A 24,235-nucleotide genomic window follows, 5' to 3' on the forward strand; every position below is an offset into this window, starting at 1 on the left:
AAACAGCCAGGCCAACATCAAGGGAACGAGGAAAGCAGCGATTGCCAACAGAAAATGGACGGCATCCATGATTTCTTTCCTTAACTGGTCTGGAGTAACAGCAATACTAGGCAAGCCGATTTCAAGATTCTGAAAAATTCCGGAGTTTGGCTGTAAAAAGAACGTAAAGATTGCCGTTCGAAGGTCAAGCGGGAACTGGCCAATCAGCGAATAGTTGTCGCGTTTGCTCGGCATCGGAACAGGTGTGCAAGCGCTGGCGAAACTGCGGGTTGGAAAATATCTGCGTTGCTTCCGAAAGAATTCGGAGATGTTCCTCGGTCGCTTCCTTCGGTACCAGAAGTGTCAGGATGTCGGCGACCGGTTTGCCGTCCGGGGCATCATAGGGAATCGGCGATTTGAGACGGATGTAGGCGACCTGGATATGATGAAGATCCTTGACGCGAGCATGGGGAAGCGCGACTCCGCCGCCAAGGGCCGTCGAGCCGATTTTTTCCCGACGGGAAAGGCTCTGGAAAACCCACTCCTCGGGCATGCCATGCATGCGCTCCATATGTAGGGCAATTTCCTGAAGCAACCGGCTTTGACTGGGTGTTTCCATGTCAAGAATGATGTCCTTTGTCGACAGTAGCTCGGCGAGCATATTCACTGGGTATCTCCACTCAATGCAGGTTTGCATGGTGTCTGGAAAAGGGGCTGAATCCAGCCCCGGCCAGATCAGAAGGTTTTGCTGACGGAAAGGACGGCGATGCCGCGACCGGCATCCTTGGTCTTGCTGCCGTTCTGGCTGTTCTGGTTATTCAGGGAATTGGAAAAACAATAGTATTCGCCAATGCCGCAATCACCCTTGGCATTGGTATCCACATAGGCGGCGCCGACCACCCAGCCCGAAATATCCTTGGTAACACCCAGTTTCCAATCGGTATAACTACCGTTGCTGACGTTCCTGAAATGCAAGCGACCAACGTGACCATTCACGCCCCAGCCATTGCCCAGATCGTAATTGGTGGATAAATCCAGATACCCCGTGCCCTTGCTGTCCGGCATGGCAAAGTAGTCGCTGATGGCATGGGAGTATTTCAGCGAAAGGAGCTTCCACGAGGCGGCCAGGTAAATTTCCGTGTTGTCGACCCGGCCGGTATTGGTTTTGCCATTATTGGCGATGGTCAAGTCCGTACCGGGGTAGTAGTAGTAAAGACCGCCGACATCGATCCCGAAATCACCGAAACTGGCTTTGTAGCCGCCGTAGAAGTCCATTTCCAGATTGCCTTCCGGATAACCGGCACCGGAGGACACATTGGAATTCCAGTTGCCGACATAGAGCCCGCTGGCATGCGAGTAATCAAAGCCGCCTTGCAGGGCCGGTTTGCCGAAGGTCTGGTCGATGCCGCGGAAGCGGTAGCTGCTGAACAGGCCGAGGTTGCCGGTCAGCGTGTGCTCGGAGGTCGGTGCCTCGTCGGCCAGCAGCGGAGCCGAAAAAGCGGCGGTCACGGCAAGGGCGACCAGGGAAAGAAGGGAAGCAGCATTCTTTTTCATAAATAGTTCTCCGTGTTTTTAGCGAAGTGAATCAAGTGCGATGTTGAGTTGCAGGACGTTGACCCGCGGCTCGCCGAAGACGCCCCATTGGCGGCCTTCCGTGTGTTGGCTGACGAGAGCCTGGACATCGGCAGCCCGCAGATGGCGTTGGCGAGCGACACGAGCCACCTGATAGGCCGCGGCGGCCGGGCTGATGTGCGGGTCGAGCCCGCTGGCCGAAGCATTGACCAGATCGGCCGGAATGGGCAGCTTGTTATCCGGATCGGCGGCCTTCAAGGCCTCAATCCGCCCCTTGACCGCATCGGCCAATGCGGGATTTAGCGGCCCTTGATTGGAGCCGCTGGAAGCCGATGCGTTGTACGGCATCGGTCCGGTAGCCGAGGGGCGACCCCAGAAGTACTTGGGATCGGTGAAGTTCTGCCCGATCAGACTGGAGCCCACCGCCTTGCCATCCTTGACGATCAGGCTGCCATCGGCCGCCTCGGGAAAGGCGACCTTGGCGAGGCCGGTGACGGCCAGCGGGTAAACCACGCCGGTGATGGCGGTAAGCAGGACAAAGAGACTGACAGCGGGGCGTAACAGGGTTTTCATGAGTTTTCTCCTCAGGCCAGGCCGACGGCGGCAATTGCCATGTCGATCAGCTTGATGCCGATAAAAGGAACGATGACGCCACCCAGTCCGTAGATCGCCAGGTTCTGGCGGAGCAGCGTGGCGGCGCCGAGCGGCCGGTACTTGACGCCTTTCAGCGCCAGCGGAATCAGGAAGACGATGATCAGGGCATTGAAGATCACCGCCGACAGGATGGCCGAGGCCGGACTGGCCAGGCCCATCACATTGAGTGCGGCGAGTTGCGGATAAGTCGTTACGAAGGCGGCCGGGATGATGGCGAAGTACTTGGCGATGTCGTTGGCGATACTAAAGGTCGTCAGCGAACCACGCGTCATCAGCATTTGCTTGCCGGTTTCGACGACCTCGATCAGCTTGGTTGGATTCGAATCCAGGTCGACCATGTTGCCGGCCTCCTTGGCGGCCTGCGTGCCGGTGTTCATGGCCACCGCGACATCGGCCTGGGCCAGTGCCGGTGCGTCATTGGTGCCGTCACCGGTCATCGCCACTAGGCGGCCTTCGGCCTGGTACTGGCGAATCAGCGCCAGCTTGGCTTCCGGCGTTGCCTCCGGCAGGAAGTCATCGACCCCGGCTTCGGCTGCGATGGCGGCTGCCGTCACCCGGTTGTCGCCGGTCACCATGATGGTCTTGATGCCCATCTGGCGCAGTTCGGCGAACCGCTCCTTGATGCCGCCCTTGACGATGTCTTTGAGTTCGATGACGCCCATGATTCGCGTGCCATCGCTGACGACGAGCGGTGTGCTGCCCCGGCGGGCGACTTCATCCACCTTGCCGACAACCGATTTGGGGAACACCCCGCCCAGGGCTTCGACATGTTTCTTGATCGCCTCGGCCGCACCCTTGCGAATCTCGCGTCCAGCCATGTCCACCCCGCTCATCCGGGTAGTGGCCGAGAAATGCACGAAGTGGGCATCCAGCCCATGGATGTCGCGCTCCCGCAACTGGAAACGCTGCTTGGCCAGAACCACGATGCTGCGCCCTTCGGGTGTTTCGTCGGCGAGCGATGCTAGTTGGGCGGCGTCGGCCAGTTCGGCTTCCGTCACGCCGTCGGCCGGCAGGAAGGTCGAAGCCTGGCGATTGCCCAGCGTGATCGTGCCGGTCTTGTCCATCAGCAGCACATCGACGTCGCCGGCGGCTTCGACGGCCCGCCCGGAGGTGGCGATGACATTGGCCTGCAGCATGCGACTCATGCCGGCCACGCCGATGGCCGACAGCAGTCCGGCAATGGTGGTCGGGATCAGGCAGACGAGCAACGCGATAAGCACGGTAATGCTGATCGGCGTACCGGCCCCGGCGGCTTCGACGCTGAACATCGAGAAAGGCAACAAGGTCACCGTGACGCCGAGAAAGACAATGGTCAGCGCCACCAGCAGGATGGTCAGGGCGATTTCATTGGGCGTCTTCTGGCGCTTGGCGTTTTCGACCATGGCGATCATCCGGTCGACGAAGGTTTCACCGGGATTGACCGTAACCCGCACGACGATCCAGTCGGACAGCACGCGGGTGCCGCCGGTCACGGCCGAGAAGTCACCGCCGGACTCGCGGATGACCGGGGCCGATTCCCCGGTGATGGCGGATTCGTCGACCGAGGCGACGCCTTCGATGACTTCGCCGTCAGCAGGGATGGTTTCATGAGCCTGGATCAGAACAACGTGATCCTTCCTCAGCTCACTTGCCGGGGTCATCACCCACTTTGCATCGTGCTTCGGCTCAAGCAGTTTCTTGGCCCAGGTCTCTTTTTTAAGGCCACGTAGCGAAGCGGCCTGCGCCTTGCTGCGGCCTTCGGCCAGGGCTTCGGCGAAATTGGCGAAGAGCACGGTAAACCACAGCCAGACCGAGATTGCCAGGATGAAGCCGGGGTTTTCCACGACGCCCGCCTCGCCTTGGCCGCCAATGGCTTGCAGCCAGATGATGGTGGTTAAAATGCTGCCGACGTAGACGACGAACATCACTGGATTGCGCCACTGCACCGTTGGATTGAGCTTCCGAAAAGCATCGGCGATGGCCGGCAGGGCCAGATCCGGGTCGAACAGGGTAAAAGTCTTGCGTGTCATTATTTTCTCCCCAAGCGCTTAGTGAGCGGCCCAGAGCACCAAGTGCTCGATGACGGGGCCGAGAGCCAACGCCGGGACGTAATTCAGGAGGCCGACCAGCAGCACGGTGCCGATCAGCAGCGTGACGAACAGCGGGCCATGGGTCGGCAAGGTGCCGGCGCCAACTGCAATGCGTTTCTTGGCGGCCAGCGCGCCGGCAATGGCCAGCACCGGGACGATCACCCCAAAGCGACCGAACCACATGGCGATGCCGAGCATCACGTTGTAGAAGGGCGTATTGGCGGACAAGCCGGCAAAGGCGCTGCCGTTGTTGTTGGCGGCCGAGGTAAAGGCATAAAGGATTTCCGAGAGGCCGTGGGCGCCTGGATTGGCGATGCCGGCCCGGCCATCGGCGGCCATCACGGCGATGGCCGTACCGACCAGCACGAGCAGCGGGGTGACCAGGATGGCAATCGAGACCATTTTCATTTCGAAGGCTTCGATCTTCTTGCCCAGGTATTCCGGCGTGCGGCCGATCATCAGGCCGGCCACAAATACCGCCAGGATGGCAAAGACCAGCATGCCGTAGAGACCGGTGCCGACTCCGCCGAAGACCACTTCGCCGAGTTGCATGTCGATCAGCGGGACCAGACCGCCGAGCGGGGTGAACGAGTCATGCATTGCGTTCACTGCGCCACAGGAGGCAAGCGTGGTGATGGTGGCGAACAGACCGGAATCGGCGATGCCGAAGCGGGTTTCCTTGCCTTCCATGTTGCCACTGCTTGGATCGACAGACAGTTGGGTGAGCAGCGGATTGGCCTGTTGTTCGAAATGCATCGCGGCATAGGCCAGCGCGACGAACATCAGGGTCATCGCCGCGAGCACGGCCCAGCCCTGGCGCGTATCGCCGACTATGCGCCCGAAGGTGAAGCAGAGCGCCGCCGGAATCAGGAAAATGGCCAGCATCTCGATGAAGTTGCTCAGCGGCGTCGGATTTTCATAAGGATGCGCGGAATTGGCGTTCATGAAGCCGCCCCCGTTGGTCCCCAGCATCTTGATCGCTTCCTGCGAGGCGACCGGACCCATCGGCAGGGTCTGGGTTTGCGTCTGGGCCGGTTCGGTGATGGCAACGCCTTTGTCATCCTTGAGCGGCTGACCGGCATCGTCAAGCTTCGGATTGTCAAAGCTGGTTACTTCTAGCGTCGTCACGTCCTTGTAGGCATCGAAATTTTGGATGACGCCCTGGCTGGTCAGGGCTAGCGCACAAAGGACAGAAAGCGGCAGCAGGATATGCAGCGTGGCACGGGTCAGATCGACCCAGGCGTTGCCGACGGTTTTTGCCGAATGACGTGCAAAGCCGCGAATCAGGGCGATCACCACGACAATGCCGGTGGCAGCGGAGAGAAAGTTCTGAACTGCCAGACCGAGCATCTGGGTCAGATAACTCATCGTTGCTTCGCCGCTGTAGCCTTGCCAGTTGGTATTGGCGACAAAGCTGATTGCCGTGTTGAATGACGAATCCGGGCTGACATTGGAGAAAGCCTGCGGATTGAGGGGCAGGTAGGCCTGCAGGCGTTGCAGGGCGTAAACCGCGAGGAAGCCGAGAAGATTGAATAAAAGAATGGCAAAGGCGTATTTCAGCCAGCCCATTTCCTCGTCCTGACGGATGCCGCACAGGCGATAGAGCGGGCTCTCGATCTTGCCGGCGAGACGGAAGCGGCCCTCCATCACATTGGCGATGTAAGTGCCTAATGGCTTGACGGTCACCAGAAGAATGGCGAGAAAAATCCCGAGCAGAATCCAGGCATGGTTGCTCATGAGAAATCCTCCGGATTGATAAGTGCTGCGATCAGGTAGACCAGCAGACCGACGGCGACCGCGCCGCTGAGTACGAAAAGCCAGGTCATTTGGCACCCCCAAGCCGGGCACAACCGGCGGCGAGGCCGAGGATCAGGACGAAGAACAGCCCGATACCGGCAAGATAGACGAGATCCATAAACACACCCCAAATAAGTATTGCGACATGCTCATCGTATGAAAAGCACTATCAAAATTCTCAAGAAATTGGGGGCCGGGGTATAAAAATAAGGTAAAGATGAACTGACCGTATTTGCGCGAGTAAAGATGGCTCGTGGTCTGGAAATGAGGGGGGGCGTCAGGCAGGATGGTGGTCCCGATGCCTTCTGGAATCGAGATGGCGTGAGGGTAGGGAGCGACGCTGCGCTGGGGAGTCTTCTTGCGCTGGCTATATAAATTAGCGTATTCTTATATACATGAATAAATACTTCTTTCGCAGCCTGATTCTTGGCCTTTTCGTGGCAGCGACCCCGGCAATCTCGGCCGAGGGTTTGCCGGTCGTGCAGGTGAAACGGCATCTGGTCGATCTGAGCTTTCCTGCCGAGTCGCTGGTCGAGGCCGTGCAGCAGACGACGGTCGGCGCTCAGGTGGCGGGGCGCGTGCTCGAAGTGAAGGCCGATGCCGGGCAGGTTGTCAGGAAAGGCGAACTGCTGATGCGCATCGACGCCCGCGAGGCCGAGGAGATGGCCCGCGCTGCGCAGGCGCAGTACGCCAATGCCAAGGTCAGTTACGAGCGGACGAAAAGTCTCGTCGCCCAGAAATTCATGAGTTCGGCCGCACTGGACAAGGCCCGTGCCGATTTCGATGCCGCCGCCGCCAATCGTGCCGCGGCCGGGGCCAGCCAGAGCCATGCCAGCATCGTCTCGCCGATCAACGGCATCGTCGCCCGGCGCCACGCCGAGCAGGGCGACATGGCGACGCCGGGCAAGCCCTTGTTCACCATCTACGAACCGGGCAGCTTGCGGGTTACGGCCAGCGTGCCGCAGTACCGGCTGAAGGAGATGCGCAACGTCAGGACGGCACGCGTCGAGTTCCCCGAACTCGGCAAGTGGGTCGACGCCACCGGCGTCAATCTGCTGCCGACCGCCGATGCGACGACCCATGTCTCGCAGGTCCGCGTCGCGCTGCCGCCATTGCCGGAAGCGACGCCGGGCATGTTCGCGCGCGTCCATTTCGTTATCGGTCAGGCCGAAAAGCTGACTGTCCCGGCGGTCGCCGTATTGCGCCGGGGCGAGGTGGCCGCCGTCTATGTGCAACTGCCCGATGGTCGCCTGAGCCTGCGCCAGCTGCGCCTCGGCGATCTGGTCGGGTCGGGCGAGATCGAAGTACTGGCCGGTCTAGTGGCCGGCGACAAGGTGGTGACCGACCCGGTGAAGGCCGGCATCGCCCTGAAACAGAATTCCGGCAAATAAGCGGTCGCTGTCAAAAAGCCGCATTGCCTTTCACCACGGTCGAGGAGCGAGACATCCATGGCACACATCATCATTGTAGGGAGTGGTCTGGGCGGCATGACCATGGCGTTCGAAATGCGCGCCGACGCCCGTCCGGGCGACCGCATCACCGTCGTATCGAACAATCCGAAATTCCATTTCGTGCCGTCCAATCCCTGGGTGGCGGTGGACTGGCGCAAGCGCGAGGACATCGAGGTCGAGGTCGGGCCGGTGCTGGAAAAGCGCAATATCGACTTCATCCCGGTCGGGGTCAAGCGCCTGCATCCCGAGCGCAACCAACTCGAACTCGATGACGGCCGTTTCCTGGACTACGATTTTCTGATCCTGTCGACCGGCCCGAAGCTGGCTTTCGACGAAATCGAGGGTTTCGGCCCGCAAGGCCACACCCAGTCGATCTGTCACGTCGATCACGCGGTGACGGCCGAAAAGAGCTGGCAGGATTTCGTCGCCGATCCCGGGCCGATCGTTGCCGGCGCCGTGCAGGGCGCCTCCTGCTTCGGGCCGGCCTACGAATTCACGATGATCATGGAAACCGACCTGCGGCGTCGCAAGATCCGCGACCAGGTGCCGATGACTTTCGTCACCGCCGAACCCTATATCGGCCATCTCGGCCTGGGCGGGGTCGGCGATTCCAAGGGCTTGATGGAATCGATGTTCCGCAGCAAGCACATCAGGGCCATCTGCAATGCCAAGGTGAGCAAGGTCGAAGCCGGCCAGATGTTCGTCACCGAGCACGACGACGAGGGCAAGCCGAAGAAGGAGCACGTGCTGCCCTTCAAGTATTCGATGCTGCTGCCGGCCTTCAAGGGGATCGATGCGGTTTTCGGCATCGAGGGCCTGACCAATCCGCGCGGCTTCGTGCTGATCGACCAGTACCAGCGCAATCCGAAATATCCGAATGTGTACGCCATCGGCGTCTGCGTCGCCATTCCGCCGGTCGAAGTGACGCCGGTGCCGACCGGTACGCCGAAGACCGGCTACATGATCGAATCGATGGTCACGGCCACCTCGAAGAATGTCCGGGCGGCGCTCGACGGTCGGGAGCCGACCGAGAAGGCCACCTGGAACGCCATCTGCCTCGCCGATTTCGGCGATGGCGGCGCGGCTTTCGTCGCCCTGCCGCAGATTCCGCCGCGCAACGTCAACTGGTTCGGCGAAGGCAAGTGGGTGCATGTCGCCAAGATCGGTTTCGAGAAATACTTCATGCACAAGATCAAGAAGGGCAGCAGCGAAACCTTCTACGAAAAATTCATTCTTGATGCCATGGGTATCATGAAACTGAAAGGAAAATAGCTTTTATGGGTATCTCGGGACGCATCGCCGCCGCCTTCCAGGATTCGCGCATGACGCCGTTGCTGGCGTTGGTCGCCTTCCTGCTCGGCCTGTTCGCCACGCTGGTTACGCCGCGCGAGGAGGAACCGCAGATCGATGTGACGATGGCCGATGTCATGGTCGTCTTCCCGGGCGCCTCGGCCAAGGACGTCGAGAATCTCGTCGCCCGGCCGGCCGAGCAGGTGCTGTCGCGGATGCATGGCGTCGAGCATGTCTATTCCATGGCCCGGCCCGGCATGGCGGTAATCACCGTGCAGTTCGACGTCGGCGTCAAATACAACGACGCCGTCGTCCGCCTGTACGACACCGTGCATTCGCACCGCGACTGGCTACCGCCCAATCTGGGCGTGCTGGAGCCGGTGATCAAGCCGCGCGGCATCGACGATGTGCCGATTGTCGGCCTGACTTTCTGGAGCAAGGATCCGGCCCATTCGGCCTTCGACCTGCAACAGGTGGCGCGCGCCGTCGAAATCGAACTGAAGCGGATCAAGGGGACCCGCGACGTGTCCACCATCGGCGGCCCGGACCACGCCATTCGCGTCTTGATGGATGCCGACCGGATGACCGCTTACGGCGTCACGCCGCAGGACATCTCCGGCGCCCTGAAAATGTCGAACGCCTTGCAGTCGTCCGGCAGCCTGACCGCCGGCAACCGCGAAATCCTGGTCCAGACCGGCACCTATCTCGAATCGGCGGCCGATGTAAAACAGCTGGTGATCGCGGTGCGCGACGGCAAGCCGGTATTCATGAGTGACGTCGCCAAGGTCGAGGACGGCCCGGATCAGCCCAAGGCCTATGCCTGGTTCGGCAGCAAGGACGGCGAATTCCCGGCAGTGACGATGCAGATTTCGAAGCAGCCCGGCGTCAATGCGGCCGATGTCGCGACGGCGGCGACCGAGCGCATCGCGAGCCTGAAAAACGCGGTGATTCCGGAAGGGGTCGAGGTCACGGTGACGCGCAACTACGGCGAAACGGCGACCGACAAGGCGCAAAAGCTGATCGGCAAACTGGTCTTTGCCACCGCCTTCGTCGTGCTGCTGGTCTTCTTCGCCCTCGGCAAGCGCGAAGCGCTGATCGTCGGCGTCGCCGTGACGCTGACCCTGGCGGCGACGCTGTTCGCCTCCTGGGCCTGGGGCTTCACGCTGAACCGCGTGTCGTTGTTCGCGCTGATTTTCTCGATCGGCATCCTGGTCGATGACGCGATTGTCGTGGTCGAGAACATCCACCGCTGGCAGGGGCTGTATCCGGAAAGGAAATTGCTGGAAATCATCCCGCCGGCCGTCGATGAAGTCGGCGGGCCGACCATCCTGGCGACGCTGACGGTGATCGCCGCGCTGTTACCGATGGCTTTCGTGACCGGCCTGATGGGCCCGTACATGAGCCCGATTCCGATCAACTCGTCGATGGGCATGGCCATTTCGCTGGCCGTCGCTTTCGTCGTCACGCCCTGGCTGGCTGGCAAGCTGATGAAGTCGCACGCCGATGGCCATGTCCCGCCGGTCTCGAAACTCGACAGCCAGCTGGATTCGACTTTCCGCAAGCTGCTGACGCCCTTCCTCGATCCGCTCAAGGGGGCCGCGATGCGCCTCAAGCTCGGTATCGCCATTGGGTTGCTGATTCTCGGTTCGGTATCGCTCGCCTACTTCCAGCTCGTCGTGCTGAAAATGCTGCCGTTCGACAACAAGAGCGAATTCCAGGTCATCCTCGACATGCCGGTCGGCACGCCGCTCGAGGAAACGGCGCGGGTGTTGCATGAAATCGGCAGCGAGCTGGCCAAGGAAAACGACGTGACCAATTACCAGGCCTACGCCGGCACCGCCAGCCCGATCAATTTCAACGGCCTGGTCCGTCAGTACTACCTGCGCGCCGTGCCGGAAAAGGGCGATATCCAGGTCAATCTGGCCGACAAGCATCACCGCTCGCGGCAGAGCCACGAGATCGCCGTCTCGGTGCGCCAGCGCATCGAAGCCATCGGCAAGCAGAACGGCGGCGTCGCCAAGGTCGTCGAAGTGCCGCCCGGGCCGCCGGTGATGTCGCCGATCCTGGCCGAAATCTACGGCCCGGATTACAAGGGCCAGATGAGCGTCGGCAAGCAGGTACGCGCCGTCTTCGAAAAGACCCCGGACATCGTTGCCGTCGATGACTACATCGAGGCCGATGCGCGCAAGGCCGTGCTGCATGTGCTGCAAAGCAAGGCGGCGCTGCTCGGCGTGGCGCAGAGCGACATCATCGAGGTGGTCAGCACCGGCCTGGCCGGCCTCGACGTGACGCCGGCCCACAACGCCGACAGCAAGTTCGAGATTCCGGTGCGCGTCACCTTGCCGGCCGAGCAGCAGTCGACTCTCGATGCCCTGCTCAAACTCCGCGTCCGGGCGCAGAGCGGCCAGCTGGTGCCGATTTCGGAAGTCGTCGAAGTGCGCGATGCGGCACGCGAGAAAGCCATCTACCACAAGGACCTGCTGCCGGTGGTGTACGTCGTCGGCGATATGGGCGGCAAGCTCGATTCGCCGCTCTACGGCATGTTCGACATCCGCTCCCAGATCAACGGCATGAATCTCAAGGAAGGCGGCACGCTGGGCGAATGGTTCATCCGCCAGCCGAGCGATCCCTATGCCGGCTACAGCGTCAAGTGGGACGGCGAATGGAAGGTGACCTACGAGACCTTCCGCGACATGGGCCTGGCCTATGGCGTCGGCCTGATCCTGATCTATCTGCTGGTCGTCGCCCACTTTGGCAGCTATCTGGTGCCGCTGATCATCATGGCGCCGATTCCGCTGACCATCATCGGCGTCATGCCGGGTCATGCGCTGTTCGGCTCGCAATTCACCGCGACCTCGATGATCGGCATGATCGCGCTGGCCGGCATCATCGTTCGCAATTCAATCCTGCTGGTCGATTTCATCAAGCTGCAGGTCGCCGCCGGCATGCCGTTCGCCGAAGCGGTCGTCCAGTCGGCCGCCGTCCGTGCCAAGCCGATCGCGCTGACCGCGCTGGCCGCGATGCTCGGCGCGCTGTTCATTCTCGATGATCCGATCTTTAACGGCCTGGCCCTCAGCCTGATTTTCGGCATCCTGGTCTCCACGCTGCTCACGCTGGTGGTGATTCCGGTTCTTTATTTCTCAGCCTTTCGCAAGGAGCATCAAGCATGACCTCTGAACGCATCATCCGCATCATGGCGGGTTTTTTCATCCTGCTCTCGCTGGCCCTCGGGTTCGACGGCAGCCCGATTTTCGTCAGCAAGTGGTTCCTCGCCTTTACCGCCTTCGTCGGTTTCAACTTGTTGCAAAGTGGCTTCACCGGCTTCTGTCCGCCGGAAAAATTGCTGGCCAAACTGGGCGTCAAAAAGGGCAGCGGCGGCAGTTGCTGCGGTTAGCAGAATTATCAGAATCAGCACTAATATCAGACCTTAAAAAGGTGCCGTAAGCACTTGTAATATATGCATTTGGTTTATATTTTTTGGGGCCGAAATTAGTCGCTGAAACAATGCGGGCTGTCGGTTACACTGCTTCCCCGTCCATGGTTTTGGTAGTTAATCTTGAAGCAACGCCCGGCCCTGTGCGGCAACACAATCGTCCTGGTAATGTTGGCCGCAATTTCCCTCGTCTGGCTATTGATCGGCCTTGATCTATGGGCCCTTCATTTGCGACCGAGCGGCGCAACGGCCAGCCTGCCGGGCAGTGAGGCGGACGGCGACGTCGCCGCAAAAATGTTGCCGCTGCTGGTCGCCGGCTTCGTGCTTTCCGTTCTCGCCGTGTTCGGCGGCCGCTTCGTTTTCCGCATACTGCGCCAGATGCATGAGCAGCTTCACTTGCAGCGGATGATCATCGACCATACCTCGGAGGCGATGATGGTCACCGATCTGGCGCAGCGCATCCTCACCGTCAGTCCGGCCTTCGAGCAAATTACCGGCTACCCGGCCGCCGAGGTGATCGGCCGGACGCCATTGATGCTGAGTTCCGACCGGCATGGTCCGGAGTTCTACCAGGCGATCTGGGCGCGGGTCGCCGAGACCGGCCAGTGGGAAGGCGAGACCTGGGATCGCCGCAAGGACGGCCAGATCTACCCCAAGCAGATGCGTATCCGGGCGGTTCGCGAGGGGCGCCAGCAGCGCGTTTCGCATTACGTCGCGGTCTTCTCCGATATCAGTGCGCACAAGGCACAAGAGGCGCGCATCGACTATCTGGCGCACCACGATCCGTTGACCAGCCTGCCCAACCGCCTGGCCCTCGATATCCATCTCGCCGACGTGCTGGGCGCGGCGGCCCGCAGTGCCAGCCGGGTGGCGGTGATCATCATCGATCTCGATCATTTCAAGACGGTGAACGATTCGCTCGGCCATCACGCCGGCGACCTGTTGCTCGGCGAAATTGCCCGCCGGCTGCAGGCCATTCTCGAGGTCGGGAGCCGGCTGTTCCGCCTGGGCGGCGATGAATTCGTCGTGGTCCTCGAAGAAGCGAATCAGGCCGAAACCGTCGTCGAGCTGGTACACCAGATCGAGCGGGCGTTTACCGAACCCTGCCAAGTCAATGATCACCTGTTGCATACCAGCCCGTCGATCGGCATCAGTCTCTACCCGATCGATGGCGAGACGGCCGAGACGCTGATCCGCAATGCCGATACGGCGATGTACTACGCCAAGTCGAATGGCCGCAACAATTACCAGTTCTTTGCCGAACCGATGAATGCGGCAGCCAACAAGCGCCTGCATCTGGAAACCGAATTGTGGGATGCGCTGGCCCAGAATCAGTTGTTGCTGCACTACCAGCCGCAGATCGATCTGCCGAGCGGCAACATCGTCGGCGTCGAAGCGCTCGTCCGCTGGCAGCACCCGCTGCGCGGCATGGTCGGGCCGGGCGAATTCATTCCGGTCGCCGAGGAATGCGGCCTGATCCTGCCGCTCGGCCATTGGGTCCTGCTCACCGCCTGCCGCCAGGCGAAGGCCTGGATCGACGCCGGCGTCGATATCGGCGAAATTGCCGTCAATATCTCGGCCCTGCAGTTCCGGCAACCGGAGTTCGCCCAGTCGGTCCATGCCATCCTCCTCGAAACCGGCTTGCCGCCCGAACGGCTGGAGCTGGAAATCACCGAGAGCACGGTGATGCACAGCGCCGACTCGTCGATCAAGACGCTGGCCGAATTGAAGCGGATGGGCGTCAAGCTGGCGATCGACGATTTCGGTACCGGCTATTCGTCGCTCGCCTACCTGCGGCGGTTTCCGATCGATCGCCTGAAGATCGACCGCGCCTTCGTTGCCGATGTCGAGTTGGATACCGACGCCGCCTCGCTGGTGTCCTCGATCATTTCGCTCGGTCGCTCGCTGGGCCTGCATCTGGTGGCCGAGGGCGTCGAGAATTCGGCGCAGGCCGATTTTTTGCGGGCCCTCGATTGCCAGCGCGTCCAGGGTTTCCACTTCTTCCGGCCGGTGGTCGCTGAAGAAGTCGCCGCCGTCAGCGAAATTATCCGGCTTGCCCGAGGCGCCGCCTGATTCTTCGGCCGGGTGGCCTGCTAAAATCCGGCCATCCCCGACTCGGAGTTCAGTATGAAAATCGGATTTCTCGGCCTCGGCATCATGGGGCGCCCGATGGCGCTCAATCTCCTCAAGGGCGGCCACACGGTGACCGTCTGGGCGCGTCGCCCCGAATCGATGCAGCCGCTGCTCGACGCCGGGGCGAAAGCCGCGACCGGTCCGGCCGATGCCGCCCGCGGCCAGGAACTGGTGATTTCCATGGTGGCCGACGCGCCGGATGTCGCCGAGGTGATGCGCGGTGTTGCCGGCGGTGCCGAAGCGGGGCTGGTCGCCGTCGACATGAGTACCATCGCACCGGCCGCCGCTCGGCGGATCGGTGAGGAACTGGCCGCTGCCGGGGTCGATTTTCTCGACGCTCCGGTTTCCGGCGGCGAAGTCGGGGCCATTGCCGGCACCCTGTCGATCATGGCCGGCGGTTCGTCTGCCGCTTTTGCCAGGGCCTTGCCGGCCTTCGAATGCCTGGGCAAGAATATCGTCCATGTCGGGGCCAGCGGCGCCGGGCAGGTGACCAAGGCGGCCAACCAGATCGTCACCGGCATGGGCGTGCTGGCGGTCGCCGAGGCTTACGCCTTTGCCGCCAAGAATGGCGTCGATTGCAGCAAGGTGCGCGAAGCGCTGCTCGGCGGCTTCGCCTCTTCAAAGATTCTCGAAAACCATGGCCAGCGCATGCTCGACCGCAATTTCAAGCCGGGTTTCAAGAGCTGGATGCACGAGAAGGATCTGAACATCGTCATGCAGACGGCGCACGAACTCGGCCTCTGTCTGCCGGGTTCGGCCGCGACGGCCCAGATGTTCAATGCCATGGTCGGTTCCGGGTTGGGCGAAGAGGATTCGATCGCCGTGCTCAAATTGCTGGAAAAGCTCTCAGGCCAGGCATGAAGATCGGTTTCATCGGACTCGGCGTGATGGGGCGCCCGATGGCGCTGCATCTGCAGCGGGCCGGGCATGAACTGTTGGTCTGGTCCCGTCGCCCGGCTGCGGCCGACGGCTTGCCGGCGATCAGCTGCGCGACGCCGGCGGAACTCGGGCGGCGCTGCGCGGTAGTGTTCACGATGGTCACCTCAAGCGCCGATGTCGCCGCTCTCGCGCTCGGCGCCGACGGCCTGAGCGAGGGCATGGCGCCGGGATCGGTACTGATCGATTGCTCGACCATTGCGCCCGATACCGCCCGGCAGATCGCCGCCCAACTCGCGGCCAAGGGCATCGCCGTGCTCGACGCCCCGGTTTCCGGCGGCGCCCAGGGCGCCATCGACGCGACGCTGGCGATCATGGTCGGCGGCGATGCCGGCGTGCTGGAAAAGGTCCGGCCGCTGCTCGAATGCCTGGGCCAGCGCATCGTCCATGTCGGTCCGAACGGGGCCGGCCAGGTCGCCAAGGCCTGCAACCAGATGATCATGGTCGCTGCCATCGAAGCGGTGGCCGAGGCCATGCGTCTGGCGGCCACCTCCGGCGTCGACTGCGCCAAGGTGAAGCAGGCCCTGGCCGGCGGCTCGGCGGCTTCGCGGGTGCTCGAGGTGATGGGCGAACGCATGGTCCGCCGCGATTTCTCGGCCGGGGTCGAAGCGCGACTGCATCACAAGGATTTTGGCCTGGTGCTCGAAGCGGCCCGCGCCAGCGGGGTGGCCATGCCGTTGACCGCGGCCGTCGGCCAACAATTGAATGCGCTGATGGCGCAAGACTGGGGCCGCGACGATACGGCTTCACTGTTACGTGTACTGGAAACCCGATGACTCAGATCGCCCTGTTATCCGAAGCGGAAATCGAGGAGCGCTACCATGTTACCGGTGCCCGGCCGGTGGCCTTCATGCTGGCCGGTTTCGTTCGCGATGGCGATTCCTTCACGGTGCAACTGGAGGGGGATTTTTTCCCGACCAAGCTGCTTGCCGTGCTGCCGGAAAAGGGCCAGCTGATTTTCGATTGCAGCGGCAGCCCGGAAACCAATCGGCGCCTGCTGCAGAGCAAGGACAATGTCTTTATCGGCCGGCCCGGTGGCATCCATGTCCAGTTCTCGACCGGCGCCGCAGTCGAGGTCGTCCATGAGCGGGCCAAGGCTTTTGCCGCCCCGTTGCCGAAATTCCTCGTCCGGCTGCAGCGCCGCGAATCGTTTCGCGCCCAGACGCCGCTTACCCGGCCGCTGCAATTTTTCGGCCGGTTGCCCGACGGCAAATTGCTCAACCTGCCGACCCACGACATTTCGGTGACCGGCATCGGCCTTTCGGCCAGCGAGTTGCCGGAGGATCTGACGATCGGCATGGTTCTGCCAAATTGCCATTTTGCCCTGCCGGAAGAAACGCAGGAGCTGTTTTGCAGCGCCACGATCTGCAACCTGAGCGAGCGCAAAAGCCGTTCCGGCGGCCAGCAGTGGCATGTCGGCCTGCGCTTCAACGACCTGCCGCCGGCCGCCGAGAATCGCATCCAGCGCTACATCGACAAACTCGAACGCGAACGGCGCGAACGCAGTTGATGGGCTAGCGTCGGGCGAGTCTGCCGAGCGTCGCCAGCAAGGCCTTGACGTCGATCGGTTTGGCGACGAAATCGTCCATCCCGGCGGCGCTGCAGCGCTGGCGATCTTCTTCGTAGGTGGCGGCGCTGAGGGCGATGATGTAGAGGGGCGGGCGGTTGTTCGCCTGTTCCCACTGACGAATCTGGCGCGTCGCCGCAAAGCCGTCCATGACCGGCATCTGGCAGTCCATCAGGACGATATCCGGGGTCAGGCCGTCGCCGGTAATGGCGCGCACGGCCTGTTCCCCATCCTCGACGCAGACGGTGGCAATGCCGTTCTTGTTCAGGATGGATTGGATGACCAGGCGGTTGATCCCGTTGTCTTCGACGATCAGTGCCGATTTCGGCGCCATTTCGCCGAGCTGGAGGCTGGCCGGTTGGCGTTCGCTCTGGCGGCTGTCCTCATTTTCGGCGACCCGCTCGGCCGGAATCGCAAACCAGAAACGTGAGCCGCGGCCGATTTCGCTGGCGACACCGGTTTCGCCGCCCATCTGTTCGGCGATCCGCCGGACGATCGAAAGCCCGAGGCCGGTGCCGGAAAATTTGCGGGTGTTCGAACTGTCGACCTGGGAGAAGGGCTGGAAGAGATTTGCCTGCTGCTCGGGGCCGATGCCGATGCCCGAGTCGATCACCGTGAACACCAGAACGACCTGTCCGTCGGGGTCGGTTCTTTCCTCGCCTTCAATGCGCAGGAAGCCCTTTTCGGTAAATTTGATGGCGTTGCTGACCAGATTCGAGAGCATCTGGCGGATGCGGATCGGATCGCCCCAGTAGCGCTGATCGGGGTTGCCCGGCCAGCTGGTTTCCAGGGTGAGGCCACGGGTTCTCGCGCTTTCCTGGAAAAGGGTTGCCGTATCGCCGATCAGCCGGGTCGGCACAAAGGCCTTGCGGGCCAGTTCCAGCTTGCCGGCTTCGATCTTCGAGAGGTCGAGAATGTCATTGAGCAAGGTCAGCAGCGTCTGCCCGGAATTGAGAATGGTTCGTGCCGCTTCCTGTTTCTCTTCGTGCTCCAGGCCCGGCATCAGCAGAATCTGGGCCATCCCGAGAATGCCGTTGAGCGGCGTGCGGATCTCGTGCGACATCGTGGCGAGGAACTGGCTCTTCGCCAGATTGGCCGCTTCGGCGGCCTGTTTGGCGGTCAGCAGTTCGCTTTCGTGCTGCTTGCGCAAGCCGATGTCTTCCTTGACCGCGATGAAGTGGGTGATCGTTCCGGTTGCATCGGCGACCGGCGAAATGGTGGTCATTTCCCAGTAGAGCTCGCCGTTCTTCTTGCGGTTGTAGATCTCGCCGCGCCAGGTTTTGCCTGAAATGATGGTTTGCCAGAGTTCCTGGTAAACCGCCAGCGGCGTCATTCCCGACTGCAGCAGACGGGGCGTCAGGCCGATCACCTCGGCCCGGCGATAACCGGTCGTCCGTTCGAAGGCCTCGTTGACGAAGGAAATATTGCCGGCCGCATCGGTCATCATGATGGCCGCATTGCTTTGCGTGACGGCGGCGCTGAGCAGACGACTTTCCGCCTCCAGTCGCTTGCGTTCGGTGATGTCGTGAATGATCGAATACAGCATCGGCCGACCGTCAATTTCGCCCGGGCCGGAATACACCTCGACATCGCGAATTTCGCCGGAGGCCAGATGGTGACGCGAGTTGTCGTAGCGGCGATGCTCGCTGCCGACGCTCTCCGCTGCCAGCCCCAAGGCTTCCGCCGAGCGGCCGTTGATCCGCGCGAAGGGCATGCCGAGCAGGGTGTCGCGCGGGTAGCCGTAGAAGTCGAAGGCGGCCTGGTTGGCATCGGTGATCAGGCCGCTTTGCGGGTCGATCACCAGCTTGATCGCGGTATTGACCTGGAAGAACTGGCGGTAACGTTCCTCGCTCGCCCACAAGGCTTCTGTGGCCGTGTCCCGGGCCTGCAGCGAGCGCAAGACCAGGCCGATGAGCAGCAGCACCATCAGGCTGACGGCCGAGGCCGTGATCAGCACTTGATTACGGTGGGCGACATGCGGCAGGAACAGTGTCTCGAGCTTTTCGCCGAGCATGAAAATCATCCGGTATTCCGGCAGCTTGTAGTAGCCGTAAAGGCGCTCGACGCCATCGGTCTGGGCGCGCTTGACGAAGGCCCCGGCGCCCTCGGCGTCCGGGCGGTCAAAGGCCGCCCCGGTCAGCGTTTTGCCGTAGTACGGCTCGCCATCCGGCAGGCGGGCCAGGATCACCCCGTCGCGGGCAACCGTGGCGATCCCTTCCGGGCTGAGTTCGAGATAGCCGCGAAAGCCGGAAAACACTTCCGGGCTGGCCGAGACGACGATGACCCCGGCGAACTTTCCCTGACGCAGGATCGGCCGGGTGAACTGGATCGACCATTTGCCCGAGACCTTGCCGAGCAAGGGCTGGCTGATGAACAGGCGGTCGCGCTCGCCGGCCAGGCGATGGACGCGGAAATGTTCGCGCTGCGTCAGGTCGATTGGCGTGGTTATCGGCTGAAGATTGGAGAAGATCAGCATGCCATCGGGGCCGATGATGCCGATCTGGATGGCGATATCCGCGAGGATGCCCTGCCGGCGCCTGACCAGTTCGGCAAAGGCGGCGGCGTCGCCGTGCCAGGAGTCGCGCAGGTCGAGCAGCAATTCGTCGAGGCGCTTGATGGTCGACTGGCTGTGTTCGGCAAAGGCCTGCGACTGGAGGAGCAGCGACGATTCCGCTTCGCGCAGTACGCTATTTTTGCTGCGGCTCAGTTCGGCCGCCGTCGAAATCCAGATCGCGGCGAGGCAGAGGGCCAGCAGCAGGAAAATCTGGGGACGCGTCGATGGGGCTTTCATGGGCTGTCGAGTCTAGCGCGATCCGCCCAGAGGGGCCTTGGTTTCCATCGGCCTCAGGCGCTCAGGCGCATTCATCGCAGCGGTGGATTTCGATGGTCAGATGGACGATTTCCTCGTGCACGGCGAGGGCCTCGCGAATTTGCTGCGCGGTCAGCAGGCCGTCATGGGTCAGCAGGCTGAGGGCGCAGGCATAGGCGCCGGTGCCGACGCGCCAGACGTGCAGGTCGGTCAGGCGGGTATCGCCGGCCGCCGGCAGCTGTTCGATCACCTCACGGATTTCGGCGACCACCGGATGATCCATTTCGCGGTCGAGCAGCACCCGGCCGCTTTGCCTGAGCAGGTTCCTCGCCCACAGTCCGACCAGCACGGCGCCGACCAGGCCGCTCGCCGGATCGAGCCAATTCCAGCCATAGAGCCAGCCGCCGGCCAGGGCGGCGATGGCGAGCAGCGAGGTGGCGGCATCGGTGATGACGTGGATGTAGGCCGACTTCAGGTTGAGGTCGTCGTGATGGTGGTGAGCGTGATCGTCGCCATGTCCGTGCTGATGCCCGCCATGCGTGTGGGCTTGCCCGAGGATCAGGGCGCAGACGAGATTGACCACGAGGCCGAGCACGGCGACGGTGATGGCTTCCGGGAAATGAATCGGTTGCGGAGCCCACAGCCGTTCCAGCGAGCCGAAGATCATCATGCCGGCGACGCCGAGCAGGAAAATGGCGCTGGTGTAACCGGCCAGTACTTCGATCTTCCAGGTGCCGAAAGCAAAGCTCGGGTCGCTGGCATAGCGGCGGGCGGCGGCATAGGCAAAAGCTGACAGGCCGATGGCCAGTGCGTGCGAACTCATGTGCCAGCCGTCGGCGAGCAGCGCCATCGAGTTGAAGGTCAGGCCGGCGACGATCTCGATCAGCATCGTCGCCAGGGTGATCCACAGCACCAGCCGGGTGCCGCGTTCGGCCGCCGGGTTGCCGGTCGAGAACTGGTGCGGGTGGATCCAGCGCGAGAGGTCGTGGTGCTTGGCGTTCATTGTTGTCCGTAGCCGGCGAATTTTTCCAGAACGGCCGCCATCTCGTTGGCCGAGAGCAGCACCGGCTGGCCGAGCTGGCAGGCGCGCCAGTATTGCTCGCAGAGTTCTTCCAGTTCGACGGCGAGGGCCAGGGCCTCGGCCAGATCGCGGCCGGCGACGAGCAGGCCGTGATTGGCCAGCAGGCAGCCGCGGCGGTCGCGCATGGCGGCTAGCGCGGCGGCGGAGAGCTCGGCCGAGCCGAAAATCGCGTAGTCGGCACAGCGGATGCTGTCGCCGCCAAAGCGGGCAATCATGTAATGAAAGGGCGGAATGTCGTAGCGCAGGCAGGCCAGACTGACGGCGAACGGCGAATGGGCGTGCAGCACGGCGCCGATTTCCAGCCGGCCGGCATAGAGGTCGCGATGGAAGCGCCATTCCGAGGACGGCTTGCGCCGGCCCTGATGGCTGCCATCGAGCGCCATCAGCGGGATGTCGTCGGCTTCAAGCGCGGCATAGGGCATGCCGGTCGGGGTGATGTAAAAGCCTTGCTCATGGCGCACGCTGACGTTGCCGGCCGTGCCGCGATTGAGGCCGGCCGGCTGCATGGCCTGGGCGGTGGCGATCAGTTCGGCGCGCCGGTCAGCCATGGTTTTCTTCCGGGTAGAGCCCAAGCAGGCCGTCGCGGCTGGCCGGACAGACGCCGCGCTCGGTGATGATGGCGGTGACCAGGCGGGCCGGCGTCACGTCGAAAGCCGGGTTGGCGACTGCTTCGCCGGCCGGCAGCTGGTGCAGGGCCGAGGGCACGCCGCGCGCGTCGAGCCCGTGCAACAGGCGGAATTCGTCGCCATCGCGTTCCTCGATCTTGATGTGCCGGCCTTCCGGCAGGTCGAAGTCGAGCGTCGAGCGCGGCGCGGCGACGTAGAAGGGAACGTCGTTGTCGGCGCAGGCCAGGGCTTTCAGGTAGGTGCCGACCTTGTTGGCGACGTCGCCGTTGGCGGCGATGCGGTCGGCGCCGACGATCACCGCATCGATCCGGCCCTGGCGCAGCAGCAGCCCGGCCGCGTTGTCGGCGATGACGGTGTGCGGTACGCCGTGCTGGGCCAGCTCCCAGGCGGTCAGCAGCCCCTGGTTGCGCGGCCGGGTTTCCGACACCCAGACATGCACCGGCAGCCCGGCGTCGTGGGCGACATAGACCGGGGACAGCGCGGTCCCCCAGTCGACGGTGGCCAGCCAGCCGGCGTTGCAGTGCGTCATGATGTTCAGTGCGCTGCTCTGCCGCCGGGCAATCTGGCGAAGCAGGCCGAGGCCGTGCTGGCCGATGGCCAGGTTCTGTGCAACGTCTTCCTCGGCGATCGCCGCCGCTTCCCGCCAGGCGGCGGCGCAGCGTTCGGCCGGCGCCAGCGGGGCGAGCAGGCCGTGCATGCGGGCCAGCGCCCAGTGCAGGTTGACCGCCGTCGGCCGGGTCGCCCACAGTGTGTCGAAAGCCTCTTGCAGCCCGGCGTCGTCGGCCCTTTCGCCCAGTCCGATGGCCAGACCGTAGGCCGCCGTGGCGCCGATCAGCGGGGCGCCGCGCACCTGCATGGCGCGGATGGCGTGCGCCGCCTCGGCCAGCGTGGCGACGCGCAGCCAGTGCAGGGCGTGCGGCAGCCGGGTCTGGTCGATGATGTCGATGGCGCCTCGTTCGGGATGGGCGCGCAGGGTGCGGGTCGGAATGCCGTCGATGTTCATGAGTTAACCGGGGGAAATGTTCGCGGCTCGCTGCCAGGAGCGGTGCTGGCCGGTGGGCGATGCCTGGGTTGAAGGTTTTCGGGGGAGCGACGGCGCCAATGTTACGCGTTTTTGTCGGCCGTCCTCAGCTTGCCGGAGACCAGCTCGCCCCGTAACGGCCGCCGGCGTAGTAGCGGTAGGTGTTCTTGCCGCCCTCCTTGGCCCGGTACATCGCCAGATCGGCGTTCTTGACCAGTTCGTTGGCATGGTTCGCGTCATCCGGGTAAAGGCCGATGCCGATACTGGCCGAGACCTGCAATTCGTGGCCGCGGAAATGGCAGGGGCGGGCCAGTGCGTCGACCAGCTTGCCGGCCACTGCGCCGGCGTGTTCCTGGCTCGCCAGGTGGCGCAGGACGATCAGGAATTCGTCGCCGGCCAGGCGGCCGGCCAGATCGCTTTCGCGAATCCCCGCCTGTAGACGCTGGGCGGTCTGCTGCAGCAGATAGTCGCCGGCTTCGTGGCCGAATGCATCGTTGATCGCCTTGAATCCGTCGAGATCGACAAAAAGCAGGGCGATGATTTCCCGGCAACGCCGGGCCTCGGAGATCATCTGTTCGAGCCGGTGGCTGAGCAGGCGGCGGTTGGCCAGTCCGGTCAGCGGGTCGTAGTTGGCCTGATGCCAGATGTTGGCTTCGGCCGCCTTGCGCAGCGTGATGTCGGCGAAGTTGACCACGGCGCCGACCGGTCCCTCGTCATCGATCGGGTCGAGACGAATTTCGACATGGAAGGCGGTGCCGTCGGCCCGCTGGAAAAGGCAGTCGTCGCTGTGCAGGCGCTGCCCGAGCCGCAAGGCGTCGTGCAGGCCCTGGTCGCGCGCCGCGTCCGGGGTGATCAGGTCGAGGATCGGCCGGCCGAGCAGGGTGTCGGCCCGCTCGTGCCCAAGCAGGCGCAGGGCGACCGGGTTGATGAAGGTGCATTCGCCATTGGCGGCCAGCCCGAAAATGCCGTTACCGGAGGCATCGACGAGCAGCCGCAAGCGGGTTTCCGCCTGCCGGCGCTCGACTACTTCGCGGAGCAATTCGCCGGTCCGCTGCTCGACCAGGGCCTCCTGCTCGCTCTTCGCCCGGTCCAGGGCAAGGACCTGCTGGCGCGAGCGGCTCAGGGCAAACAGCGTGAGGGCGCCAACCAGCGCCCAGCCGACCAGGTGGACCAGCAGGGAATTGCGTTTCTGGTGACGCAGCGGCTCGGCGAACGGCGTGGTATCGAAGGTGACGCTGATGCCGCCGCGGATGTCGCCGATCCGGTAGCCTTGTTTTGCATGACAGCCGAGACAGGCCTGCCGGGTGACGAGCGGGGCCATGAAGCGGACGAAGGTCCGTCCCTGCTGCTCGATCAGCTCGGCACGCTCCCGGACGCCGTGCTCGAAGTCGCGCAATACGGCCGTTTCCCAGGGGTCGGCCAGGTTGCCCGGGTTGATCGGCTTGAGGCTGGTCATGTGGATCTGGACGCCGGTCAGTTCGCGGACGGTCTCCGTCACTTGGCGCGTCATGTAGGCCGGGTTGAGCAGCGTCAGGCGGACGCCGTCGCGGGTGACCACGTCCCGGTCGGGAACGTCGAGATAGGGGTTGGCCGGGTTGTCCTCGGTCACTCTGGCGTAAACGCCGCCATGTCGGGCATTCCACAGGCGCATCGCGTCCATCATGTGGAACACCTCGCGACCCTGGCTGGTGCTGAGTTCGAGCACCTGGCGCTGGATCACGAACAGGTTCCAGGCCAGCGAGGCCAGCACGATTGCGCTCCACAAGGCTAGCGGGACGAGCCAGTAGCGACGATCAAGAAGAAACCTGTTCATGCTG

Annotated in this window: 19 protein-coding genes; 8 read left to right on the forward strand and 11 right to left on the reverse strand. The window is 63.0% G+C overall.

Annotated features, from left to right (window positions below; all coding sequences use genetic code 11):
* Window positions 1-184: 184 nt before the first annotated feature.
* The 6 genes from ACLIKD_RS02955 to kdpF all read right to left on the reverse strand — a co-directional run bounded on the left by ACLIKD_RS02955 (window position 185) and on the right by kdpF (window position 6,100).
* A complete protein-coding gene (locus ACLIKD_RS02955) occupies window positions 185-640 on the reverse strand; it encodes a PTS sugar transporter subunit IIA (RefSeq protein ID WP_428828374.1) in 456 nt (151 codons plus the stop codon).
* 74 nt (window positions 641-714) lie between these two features.
* A complete protein-coding gene (locus tag ACLIKD_RS02960) occupies window positions 715-1,533 on the reverse strand; it encodes a TorF family putative porin (RefSeq protein ID WP_428827110.1) in 819 nt (272 codons plus the stop codon).
* 18 nt (window positions 1,534-1,551) lie between these two features.
* On the reverse strand, window positions 1,552-2,124 hold the full coding sequence (gene kdpC, locus ACLIKD_RS02965) for a potassium-transporting ATPase subunit KdpC (RefSeq protein WP_428827111.1): 573 nt from the start codon (window positions 2,122-2,124) through the stop codon (window positions 1,552-1,554).
* 11 nt (window positions 2,125-2,135) lie between these two features.
* On the reverse strand, window positions 2,136-4,214 hold the full coding sequence (gene kdpB / locus ACLIKD_RS02970; protein WP_428827112.1) for a potassium-transporting ATPase subunit KdpB: 2,079 nt from the start codon (window positions 4,212-4,214) through the stop codon (window positions 2,136-2,138).
* Between the two features lie 18 nt (window positions 4,215-4,232).
* Window positions 4,233-6,011, reverse strand: a complete 1,779-nt coding sequence (gene kdpA / locus ACLIKD_RS02975) for a potassium-transporting ATPase subunit KdpA (RefSeq protein WP_428827113.1) — start codon at window positions 6,009-6,011, stop codon at window positions 4,233-4,235.
* Window positions 6,008-6,100 (reverse strand): K(+)-transporting ATPase subunit F, encoded by a 93-nt coding sequence (gene kdpF, locus ACLIKD_RS02980; RefSeq protein ID WP_226418809.1) that lies wholly within the window; start codon window positions 6,098-6,100, stop codon window positions 6,008-6,010. The genes kdpA and kdpF overlap by 4 nt, the downstream gene beginning before the upstream one ends.
* A gap of 366 nt (window positions 6,101-6,466) precedes the next feature.
* Between kdpF and ACLIKD_RS02985 the strand changes: the two genes are divergently transcribed.
* The 8 genes from ACLIKD_RS02985 (at window position 6,467) to ACLIKD_RS03020 (ending at window position 16,824) form a co-directional block, all read left to right on the forward strand.
* Window positions 6,467-7,462, forward strand: a complete 996-nt coding sequence (locus tag ACLIKD_RS02985; protein ID WP_428827114.1) for an efflux RND transporter periplasmic adaptor subunit — start codon at window positions 6,467-6,469, stop codon at window positions 7,460-7,462.
* Between the two features lie 57 nt (window positions 7,463-7,519).
* Window positions 7,520-8,794 (forward strand): NAD(P)/FAD-dependent oxidoreductase, encoded by a 1,275-nt coding sequence (locus ACLIKD_RS02990; RefSeq protein ID WP_428827115.1) that lies wholly within the window; start codon window positions 7,520-7,522, stop codon window positions 8,792-8,794.
* A 5-nt stretch (window positions 8,795-8,799) separates the two neighbouring features.
* Window positions 8,800-11,982 carry an efflux RND transporter permease subunit gene (locus ACLIKD_RS02995; RefSeq protein ID WP_428827116.1) on the forward strand — a complete coding sequence of 1,061 codons (3,183 nt, stop codon included), beginning with the start codon at window positions 8,800-8,802 and terminating at the stop codon, window positions 11,980-11,982.
* Window positions 11,979-12,206, forward strand: coding sequence for a YgaP family membrane protein (locus ACLIKD_RS03000; protein WP_428827117.1), 228 nt, complete (start codon window positions 11,979-11,981; stop codon window positions 12,204-12,206). Before ACLIKD_RS02995 ends, ACLIKD_RS03000 begins: the two co-directional genes overlap by 4 nt.
* 162 nt (window positions 12,207-12,368) lie before the next feature.
* The gene (locus ACLIKD_RS03005; protein WP_428827118.1) at window positions 12,369-14,318 is read left to right on the forward strand and encodes a putative bifunctional diguanylate cyclase/phosphodiesterase; all 1,950 of its coding nucleotides are present in this window, start codon (window positions 12,369-12,371) and stop codon (window positions 14,316-14,318) included.
* Between the two features lie 54 nt (window positions 14,319-14,372).
* Window positions 14,373-15,239 carry an NAD(P)-dependent oxidoreductase gene (locus ACLIKD_RS03010; protein ID WP_428827119.1) on the forward strand — a complete coding sequence of 289 codons (867 nt, stop codon included), beginning with the start codon at window positions 14,373-14,375 and terminating at the stop codon, window positions 15,237-15,239.
* Window positions 15,236-16,090, forward strand: coding sequence for an NAD(P)-dependent oxidoreductase (locus ACLIKD_RS03015; protein ID WP_428827120.1), 855 nt, complete (start codon window positions 15,236-15,238; stop codon window positions 16,088-16,090). The genes ACLIKD_RS03010 and ACLIKD_RS03015 overlap by 4 nt, the downstream gene beginning before the upstream one ends.
* Window positions 16,087-16,824 (forward strand): flagellar brake protein, encoded by a 738-nt coding sequence (locus tag ACLIKD_RS03020; protein ID WP_428827121.1) that lies wholly within the window; start codon window positions 16,087-16,089, stop codon window positions 16,822-16,824. The genes ACLIKD_RS03015 and ACLIKD_RS03020 overlap by 4 nt, the downstream gene beginning before the upstream one ends.
* Window positions 16,825-16,828: 4 nt before the next feature.
* Here the strand turns inward: ACLIKD_RS03020 and ACLIKD_RS03025 are convergent, their stop codons facing one another.
* The 5 genes from ACLIKD_RS03025 to ACLIKD_RS03045 all read right to left on the reverse strand — a co-directional run bounded on the left by ACLIKD_RS03025 (window position 16,829) and on the right by ACLIKD_RS03045 (window position 24,231).
* On the reverse strand, window positions 16,829-19,672 hold the full coding sequence (locus tag ACLIKD_RS03025; protein ID WP_428827122.1) for a PAS domain S-box protein: 2,844 nt from the start codon (window positions 19,670-19,672) through the stop codon (window positions 16,829-16,831).
* Window positions 19,673-19,733: 61 nt separating this feature from the next.
* On the reverse strand, window positions 19,734-20,693 hold the full coding sequence (gene dmeF / locus ACLIKD_RS03030; protein WP_428827123.1) for a CDF family Co(II)/Ni(II) efflux transporter DmeF: 960 nt from the start codon (window positions 20,691-20,693) through the stop codon (window positions 19,734-19,736).
* On the reverse strand, window positions 20,690-21,319 hold the full coding sequence (locus ACLIKD_RS03035; RefSeq protein ID WP_428827124.1) for a class II aldolase/adducin family protein: 630 nt from the start codon (window positions 21,317-21,319) through the stop codon (window positions 20,690-20,692). The genes dmeF and ACLIKD_RS03035 overlap by 4 nt, the downstream gene beginning before the upstream one ends.
* Window positions 21,312-22,400 (reverse strand): S-methyl-5-thioribose-1-phosphate isomerase, encoded by a 1,089-nt coding sequence (mtnA, locus tag ACLIKD_RS03040; RefSeq protein ID WP_428827125.1) that lies wholly within the window; start codon window positions 22,398-22,400, stop codon window positions 21,312-21,314. The genes ACLIKD_RS03035 and mtnA overlap by 8 nt, the downstream gene beginning before the upstream one ends.
* A gap of 124 nt (window positions 22,401-22,524) precedes the next feature.
* Window positions 22,525-24,231 carry a diguanylate cyclase domain-containing protein gene (locus ACLIKD_RS03045; RefSeq protein ID WP_428827126.1) on the reverse strand — a complete coding sequence of 569 codons (1,707 nt, stop codon included), beginning with the start codon at window positions 24,229-24,231 and terminating at the stop codon, window positions 22,525-22,527.
* Window positions 24,232-24,235: the final 4 nt, after the last annotated feature.

Origin of the sequence: Azonexus sp. IMCC34842, from assembly GCF_050368855.1 — a bacterium.
GTDB classification, from domain to species: domain Bacteria; phylum Pseudomonadota; class Gammaproteobacteria; order Burkholderiales; family Rhodocyclaceae; genus Azonexus; species Azonexus denitrificans_A.

Coding starts and splice junctions, on each gene's coding strand:
- ACLIKD_RS02955 (WP_428828374.1), bottom strand. CDS start 640: ATGCTCGCCGAGCTACTGTCGACAAAGGACATCATTCTTGACATGGAA.
- ACLIKD_RS02960 (WP_428827110.1), bottom strand. CDS start 1,533: ATGAAAAAGAATGCTGCTTCCCTTCTTTCCCTGGTCGCCCTTGCCGTG.
- kdpC (WP_428827111.1), bottom strand. CDS start 2,124: ATGAAAACCCTGTTACGCCCCGCTGTCAGTCTCTTTGTCCTGCTTACC.
- kdpB (WP_428827112.1), bottom strand. CDS start 4,214: ATGACACGCAAGACTTTTACCCTGTTCGACCCGGATCTGGCCCTGCCG.
- kdpA (WP_428827113.1), bottom strand. CDS start 6,011: ATGAGCAACCATGCCTGGATTCTGCTCGGGATTTTTCTCGCCATTCTT.
- kdpF (WP_226418809.1), bottom strand. CDS start 6,100: ATGACCTGGCTTTTCGTACTCAGCGGCGCGGTCGCCGTCGGTCTGCTG.
- ACLIKD_RS02985 (WP_428827114.1), top strand. CDS start 6,467: ATGAATAAATACTTCTTTCGCAGCCTGATTCTTGGCCTTTTCGTGGCA.
- ACLIKD_RS02990 (WP_428827115.1), top strand. CDS start 7,520: ATGGCACACATCATCATTGTAGGGAGTGGTCTGGGCGGCATGACCATG.
- ACLIKD_RS02995 (WP_428827116.1), top strand. CDS start 8,800: ATGGGTATCTCGGGACGCATCGCCGCCGCCTTCCAGGATTCGCGCATG.
- ACLIKD_RS03000 (WP_428827117.1), top strand. CDS start 11,979: ATGACCTCTGAACGCATCATCCGCATCATGGCGGGTTTTTTCATCCTG.
- ACLIKD_RS03010 (WP_428827119.1), top strand. CDS start 14,373: ATGAAAATCGGATTTCTCGGCCTCGGCATCATGGGGCGCCCGATGGCG.
- ACLIKD_RS03015 (WP_428827120.1), top strand. CDS start 15,236: ATGAAGATCGGTTTCATCGGACTCGGCGTGATGGGGCGCCCGATGGCG.
- ACLIKD_RS03020 (WP_428827121.1), top strand. CDS start 16,087: ATGACTCAGATCGCCCTGTTATCCGAAGCGGAAATCGAGGAGCGCTAC.
- ACLIKD_RS03025 (WP_428827122.1), bottom strand. CDS start 19,672: ATGAAAGCCCCATCGACGCGTCCCCAGATTTTCCTGCTGCTGGCCCTC.
- dmeF (WP_428827123.1), bottom strand. CDS start 20,693: ATGAACGCCAAGCACCACGACCTCTCGCGCTGGATCCACCCGCACCAG.
- ACLIKD_RS03035 (WP_428827124.1), bottom strand. CDS start 21,319: ATGGCTGACCGGCGCGCCGAACTGATCGCCACCGCCCAGGCCATGCAG.
- mtnA (WP_428827125.1), bottom strand. CDS start 22,400: ATGAACATCGACGGCATTCCGACCCGCACCCTGCGCGCCCATCCCGAA.
- ACLIKD_RS03045 (WP_428827126.1), bottom strand. CDS start 24,231: ATGAACAGGTTTCTTCTTGATCGTCGCTACTGGCTCGTCCCGCTAGCC.